Genomic DNA, 6,104 nt, shown 5'->3' on the forward strand with positions numbered 1-6,104 from the left:
GCTCGTCACCCTCGGCCCGGCCTGCCTCCCGTTCAGGCAGCGGGCCTTGCCGGGCTGCAGGGTGGAAACAGTGGACTCTCGATGATGGCGCTGGAGCGAGCGAGCAACTTCCAGCCTCGACTATCGTGTATCCAGGTGAGCAGGGTGACGATGCGGCTCTTGCGTGTTTCGCCACCGGCAAGATTCTTGTCCTGATCGACGGTCACCTTGACGATACCGACATTGCCGACGATCTCGTATGCCGCGTCGGAGAATCCCAGTCCCGCGAAAAAGTTCTTGCCGCCAAGCTGATCGATCACTTGGCGTTTCGTCTGGCTCCGTCCGCTTGCGTGCATGTAATCGAGCCGGTCGTGGAGCAAGGCGCCGAGCGCCTCGGTGTCGCCAGTCAACATCGCGGTGCGCAGACCCTCGACAGCGTTCTCCAACGATGTCTGTCCGGTCGGCGGGTTGCCGGTAGCGCTTGCGGCACCGACCATCGAACCTGCACACACCACCCCCAGCGAAGCCAGCGCGCCGCGCCGGCTGAGCGCTGTAACGATTTTATTCATCGAGAACCTCCGTCATTTCTGCTTCACCCGGGGAACGCCAGTCCTGCCGTCAGATCTTGCACGCCGGATTGTTTGCCTCGGGCAGCGCGATGAAATTGATGCTCGTCGGAGCGACGGTGACCTGATTGCCTTGCATCCGCTGGGGCTTCATTGCAGGCAAGGTGTCGTCTGCCTGCACGGCCAGAAGCTGTCCGTTGAGCAGCACCGTGTTGCTCTGCAGATCGGGCGAGGTCAGCGCATAGACGTCCGCAGGCGCCGTCAGATCGAAACTCACAGCCTGCGCCTGCATGTTGATGGCCAGCAGGGTGACGCCGCCGGGTGTTCCGCGCAGGCAGTGCGCATAGACGTGGAGACCTGGCGCGACGGGGCCGGCATCGAGTATCCTGGTGCCCATCAGGCGCCGCCATAGTACCGCACCCCAGTAGCTGGCATTGGGCTGGAACGTCTTTTCGTCGATCACCCCGTTGCTGCCGCTGATGAGAGCATGTGTGAAGATCGCGTCGAGACCCTGCTTCGCCAGGCGGGCGCTGGTGTCCAGATAGCGGAACGAGTCGAGAAACAGTGGTTGCCAAGCCAGCCCGCCGCAGGCCGCACCGCCGGTTTCGGTCAGCCAGATGGGCGCTCCAGGAGCATGGCTGTCGCGCAACGCCTTCATCGATTGCAGTCGCTTGTCCGGTCGGGCGAGGAATTCCTCGTCGAAGGCCTTGTCCGCAGGGATCGATTGCGGCGAATCGGCAGCAGCACACCGCTGCGACAGCACCGGATAGAAGTGGTAGGAAATGATGTCGAACTCCGGACGAGGGTTCGCGTTGGCGTAATCTTCCGGGGACGGTTTCAGGAGGGTCTCGACACCGGGAATACCTAGCGTGGCGTTTCCTGGCCCTGCCAGCTTGGTCTGGGGAGCGACCTCGGCCATGGTCTTGCTAAAGGTGGCGAAATCGCTTGCAAACTGCGCTTCGCTATATCCCTTTGGAAGCTCGGGATACTCGGGGGCGTTCGGCTCGTTGTAGAGTTCAGCCGCATAGAGGCTGTGACCGATCGATCTGGTATAGGCCATCCACGGGGCGGCCATCCTGGGGGTCCATGCGTGGGAAGCATCGCGTACGCCCTCGCTGATGGTGAACGACGTCACAACCTGCGTGTTGACGGCTTTCGCGAATTCCAGCGCCTCTTTCCACCGCTGCCGTGTCAACACCACCTTGTAGCCCTCGGGCGCCTTGGCCAGCTTCGGCTTGTCGTCATCCTGGAAATAGACGTTGTTGGCGGTTGTACCGCTATAACGCAGGTAAAAGGGGGCCAGTGCAGCCGTGAGGTTGCGCAATCGTCGATTGGTCAGGTCTGTCGCGGCTCGAGGTTCACGCACATCGGCCACGCTGGCGCCGGGCTTGCCATCCATGGCATCGAACGACTTCCACGTGTCCCCGCCCGTCAGGTGCGAAAAGCCGATCTGGAAGGACTGGAAGCGATCGTCCATCTCGCGAACGAACGGCAGCGTGCCCGCGTCGATCGACAGGGCTTCGTCAGCGGCTTGTCGAGATGCGGACCGATCGGCCACTGTCGTCGTGGCACAGCCCGACACCGCTCCAAGCAGGGTCAGAACGAAACCGGCTTTCAACAAGGCTCGCTGGCTCGGAATTGAGTTGCGTTCGGCGGAATCATTCATCACGGTTTCCTTCCTTCGAGCTCGATCGTCACCAGTTGCAGCGCGTTAGGGGTGAGGTCGAACGTCATCTGGTGCCGATCACCCGGCACGATCGTTGTTTCCGAAACCTGCTGGAGGTTGGCGGTCGCCGGATTTGCCCAGTAGTTGCTGATCCGGTCGTCGATCCTGTACTGTTTCCGGATCAGCGGCTTGCCTCGCAGGGCGGCCGGCAGCTGGTTCATATCGAGCGTTACCCGGAATGACTGGCTGTCGGTCAGCTGATAGTTCCAGACAAGCACCGCCGCGCCGGTGTTATCCTTCGTGGCGATCGCGTAAATGCCTTTCCCCGCTTTCAGCGCGTCGGAATCCGCTACGACCCGTTCGTCCTTCAGCTTCGAGAACATCACCATCGCGTTGCCGTAGGGTGTGAAAATGCCGGTCGGCACTTCCTTTTCGTCCTCGCCGGCCTTTACCGCCATCGGCTGGCCATCCCTGGCGCGGGTGATCAACTGGTCCTTGCGCTCTTCGGTCTTGTGGCGAAGCACCCAGTTGAAGGGGATGGTGTGCGGCTGATCGAGGAACCAGTAGATCAGCGAGGGGACACCCACTGCATTGCGCAGATAGTCAGGCCTCGGATCGTTGGCGTTATCGAACGAAGGTCCGGGATAGATCCCGATCTCCGTAAGGAAACTGGGAATGGTCGTGTCGAGGCCCCGGCTGCGAAGCGCGGCTTCGATTTGGGCACGCTGCCCGGAGACCTCGCTCGGATCGCCCTTGTAGAAATGGTAGGCGCGCGGTCCCTCCTCGGCAGGGCCGCCCGAGGTGAACAGCCCATATGCATGATAGGAGATGAAATCGAGCCGCTTGCCGGGGTTGGTATCGGCGGCGTAGTCGTCGAGGAAGGCGTTGAGCCAGTCTTCCTTGAGCGTGGTCAAGGCGGGCCCTCCGACCTCCAGCGGCACGTCCGGCTGAAGCTCGCGGTTAACTTCATTGACCGCTTCATAGTACGGGACGAAATAGTCGTAGAGGTCTTCGGGTTTTACCGCTTTCACCATGTTGTGATCGGGCTCGTTGAAGGCCTCGATGTAGCGCACGGCCGGATAGCGCCGCTTCAGATCGCGCAGGATCGTCTTGATCACCGGCTTGATCTGGGCAGGCGTCTCCCCCCTGTCGCGAACTTGGACTCGCGTATCGAGCGCGACCAGAAGATGGTCGGACAGGCGGCTGAGATCGGCGAGATAATCGTCGACTATGGCGTAATCGTATTCGCCCGTCTGAGGATCATGGATGAGGTGGGTATCGACCCAGACCCGGTAAATCGAGCCATGCAGGCCCTGATCGTTGAAGAAGGCAACATCGGCATCGCGCGCCTGGGGGAAGCTGGTTGGCCGACTGACGTTGTTGAACCGTTCGGGGTGCAGGAATTCCCCTTTCGACCGGGAAAAGTCGACCGAAACGGTCGCCTGCCGGTGAACCGGGTCCACTGACGATCCTGCGGTTGCCGCATCCGGCGAACCCTCCGGAATTGTCGTGCAGCCACTCACTGCCATCGCGACCGCGGCGGCGAATCCCATGACCCTGGTTTGCATCGCACCTCTCTCCGTTTTTTGGCGTCAGCCCACCTGCGTTACCGGCCGAATTCCAGCCAACCGGGATACACCCCCGTCCATCTCCGGTACGAATGCGCGCAGACTGCGTAAATCACTCAGCGAGCAGGTGCCCGATGAGTCAATGGCAGTCTGTTAGGCAAATCGGCCGAAGCGGTCAAATAATCTTACCACTAGCTGCATGTTGGACTAGCAGGATCGTTGAGAATGCGTTAGGCGGTGCCCAAAGGCGTGGAGCAGGCGCCATATGGTTCGTGGTCGACGGTATAATTATCTGGCCATCCGAGACGGGCCGACAGATTATCTGTGAAACTACGAGAGGCAAGGTTTCATGAGCTATTTCAGCGAGTTCAAGATCAACTGGCGCTCGCTCATGGCAACCTTCATCGGGATCGGCACCGGTTCCGCGATCGGCCATTACACGCTCAGCCTTTTCGGGCCGGAACTGATCAACGAATTCGGGTGGTCCAAGGCGGACTATGCGCTGGTCGGTTCGCTGCAGATATTCACGCTGCTGTTTACGCCGTTCGCGGGCCGCTTTACCGACCGGTTCGGTGTGAAGATCGCGGCGTCCATCGGCTTTGCGGCCATGTCGCTCGGGTTCTTTGCGTACAGCATCATGAGCGGCAGCATCGTTGAGTTTTTCGCGATCTGGGTGGTGCAGCACATTTTCGGGGTGCTCTCCACGTCGCTCGTTTTCTCCCGGCTTATCGTCGAACAATTCGACAGGGCGCGCGGCAGCGCACTGGCCCTGCTGATGACAGCGCCTCCCCTAGTCGGTGCGATCATGGCCCCGATCATCGCGGTCGTCATCAATGCCGAAGGCTGGCGAACCGCCTTCGTCATGCTGGGTGTGATTTCCGCGGTCGGCGGGATCATCTGCGTCACGTTCATGGCACGAGCCAAGAAGCGCGGAGACAAGGCCGCGGACGGCAGCCCGATCCTCGACGTTCACCTCAGCCGGCAGGAACTCTGGGCGCTCATGAAGACGCGTACCTTTATGCTGCTCGTAGGCGGTATGGCCCTGATCAACCTGCCTCAGGTCTTCGCGTCGTCGCAGCTCAAGCTCATCGTGCTGGCGCAGGGTATCACCGATCAGCTGGCGACCTGGATGGTCTCGCTTTATGCGATCGGCGTAATCGTCGGTCGTGTAATCTTCGGGTTGGCGCTCGATCGGATCAAGGCCAACTACGTTGCGCTGTTCGCGCTGAGCCTACCGGCGATCGGGTTCGTCATCCTGGCCTCGTCGGTCAGCCTGGTGTGGTTGCTTGCCGGGGCCGTACTCATCATCGGCATCGCGCAGGGTGCGGAAGGAGATATCGGCGGCTATCTCATCTCCCGCCATTTCAGCCTGAAGAACTACAGCCTCATTCTCGGTTTCGTGAAGGCCGGCCTCGATGGCGGCGGGGCGATCGGCGCGCTGATCCTGAGCTTCACCTTGCGTATCAGCGACAGCTATGTGCCATTCCTGATTATCGTTTCGGTATCGACCCTCCTGGGAGCCATTTGCTTCTTCCTCACCGGGCCCGGCCGACAGTACGAGTCTCCATCGGAGCCGATGCTCGCCACAGAAGCAGCCTGAGGTCCGGCGCTCGGCAGGTTGTCGCGCGGGCCGCCCAACCGGCGGCCGCCTCAGCGTACCTGGAAGCGACGTGCCACAGCGCCTTGTCCCTGTTCGACACTTGAAGAACCGGAACCTGGTTTGATCTGCCGAACGCCATGCTTTTCGGCCCGGTAAGGCCTTTCTGCAGTCTATTGCGGGATCGAATACCATGCTGGGCTGTCCTTTCTGACATCTGCCATCCCAATCCGCGGATCGTGTCGTTTCTGTTCACAAGAAAGGGAACTTCGCTCGGGAGGCTCCGTTCGATCTTGAAGGAGTGACTGATGGCAAAGGAGCGCACGCGGGCGCTGAGCGATGTGCTCGACCAGCTGGAGAGCGCGGCGCACGATGACAGCATCACCATAAACGAGGTGGTCGAGAAGCTCGGCCACAGCTCCTTCGCGTCACTCATGCTGATCTTTTCGCTGATCTCCACTTCGCCGGCCAGTGGGATTCCTGGGATCACCGCCGCGGTCGCGGTCATCGTATTCATCCTGGTGGTGCAGATGATCCTCGGCCGCGAGTGCCTGTGGTTGCCTGACTTTATTTCACGACGGAAAATGTCGAGCAAGAAGCTGTGCAAGGGAATTGGATGGCTGGTACGCATCCGATAGCGGTCGCGTTGCTGCGGGGTGGTCGCGCGAGTTAGTGTCGGTGCAAGCTCATTGGCTAGCACCGGATTGCCACGGTTCAGAAGGTCAGGC

The 6,104-nt window shown here is 60.7% G+C and carries 5 protein-coding genes; 2 read left to right on the forward strand and 3 right to left on the reverse strand.

Annotation, left to right across the window (positions count from 1 at the left end; translation table 11 throughout):
- Positions 1-32 precede the first annotated feature (32 nt).
- Genes IEX32_RS17795 through IEX32_RS17805 form a run of 3 tightly spaced genes read right to left on the reverse strand, consistent with a single transcriptional unit; the run spans position 33 to position 3,779 of the window.
- Positions 33-548: a nuclear transport factor 2 family protein gene (locus tag IEX32_RS17795; protein ID WP_188772890.1), complete on the reverse strand. Its 516-nt coding sequence runs from the start codon at positions 546-548 to the stop codon at positions 33-35.
- A 49-nt stretch (positions 549-597) separates the two neighbouring features.
- Positions 598-2,211 carry a hypothetical protein gene (locus tag IEX32_RS17800; protein WP_188772891.1) on the reverse strand — a complete coding sequence of 538 codons (1,614 nt, stop codon included), beginning with the start codon at positions 2,209-2,211 and terminating at the stop codon, positions 598-600.
- A complete protein-coding gene (locus IEX32_RS17805) occupies positions 2,211-3,779 on the reverse strand; it encodes a GH39 family glycosyl hydrolase (RefSeq protein ID WP_188772892.1) in 1,569 nt (522 codons plus the stop codon). Before IEX32_RS17805 ends, IEX32_RS17800 begins: the two co-directional genes overlap by 1 nt.
- Positions 3,780-4,128: 349 nt before the next feature.
- On the opposite strand from IEX32_RS17805, the gene IEX32_RS17810 reads away from it, so the two are divergent.
- Both IEX32_RS17810 and IEX32_RS17815 read left to right on the forward strand, forming a co-directional pair.
- The gene (locus IEX32_RS17810) at positions 4,129-5,379 is read left to right on the forward strand and encodes an MFS transporter (protein ID WP_188772893.1); all 1,251 of its coding nucleotides are present in this window, start codon (positions 4,129-4,131) and stop codon (positions 5,377-5,379) included.
- A 305-nt stretch (positions 5,380-5,684) separates the two neighbouring features.
- Positions 5,685-6,014, forward strand: coding sequence for an exopolysaccharide biosynthesis protein (locus tag IEX32_RS17815; protein WP_188772894.1), 330 nt, complete (start codon positions 5,685-5,687; stop codon positions 6,012-6,014).
- Positions 6,015-6,104 lie beyond the last annotated feature (90 nt).

Origin of the sequence: Novosphingobium endophyticum (assembly GCF_014640675.1) — a bacterium.
In the GTDB taxonomy this organism is placed as follows: Bacteria; Pseudomonadota; Alphaproteobacteria; order Sphingomonadales; family Sphingomonadaceae; genus Novosphingobium; species Novosphingobium endophyticum.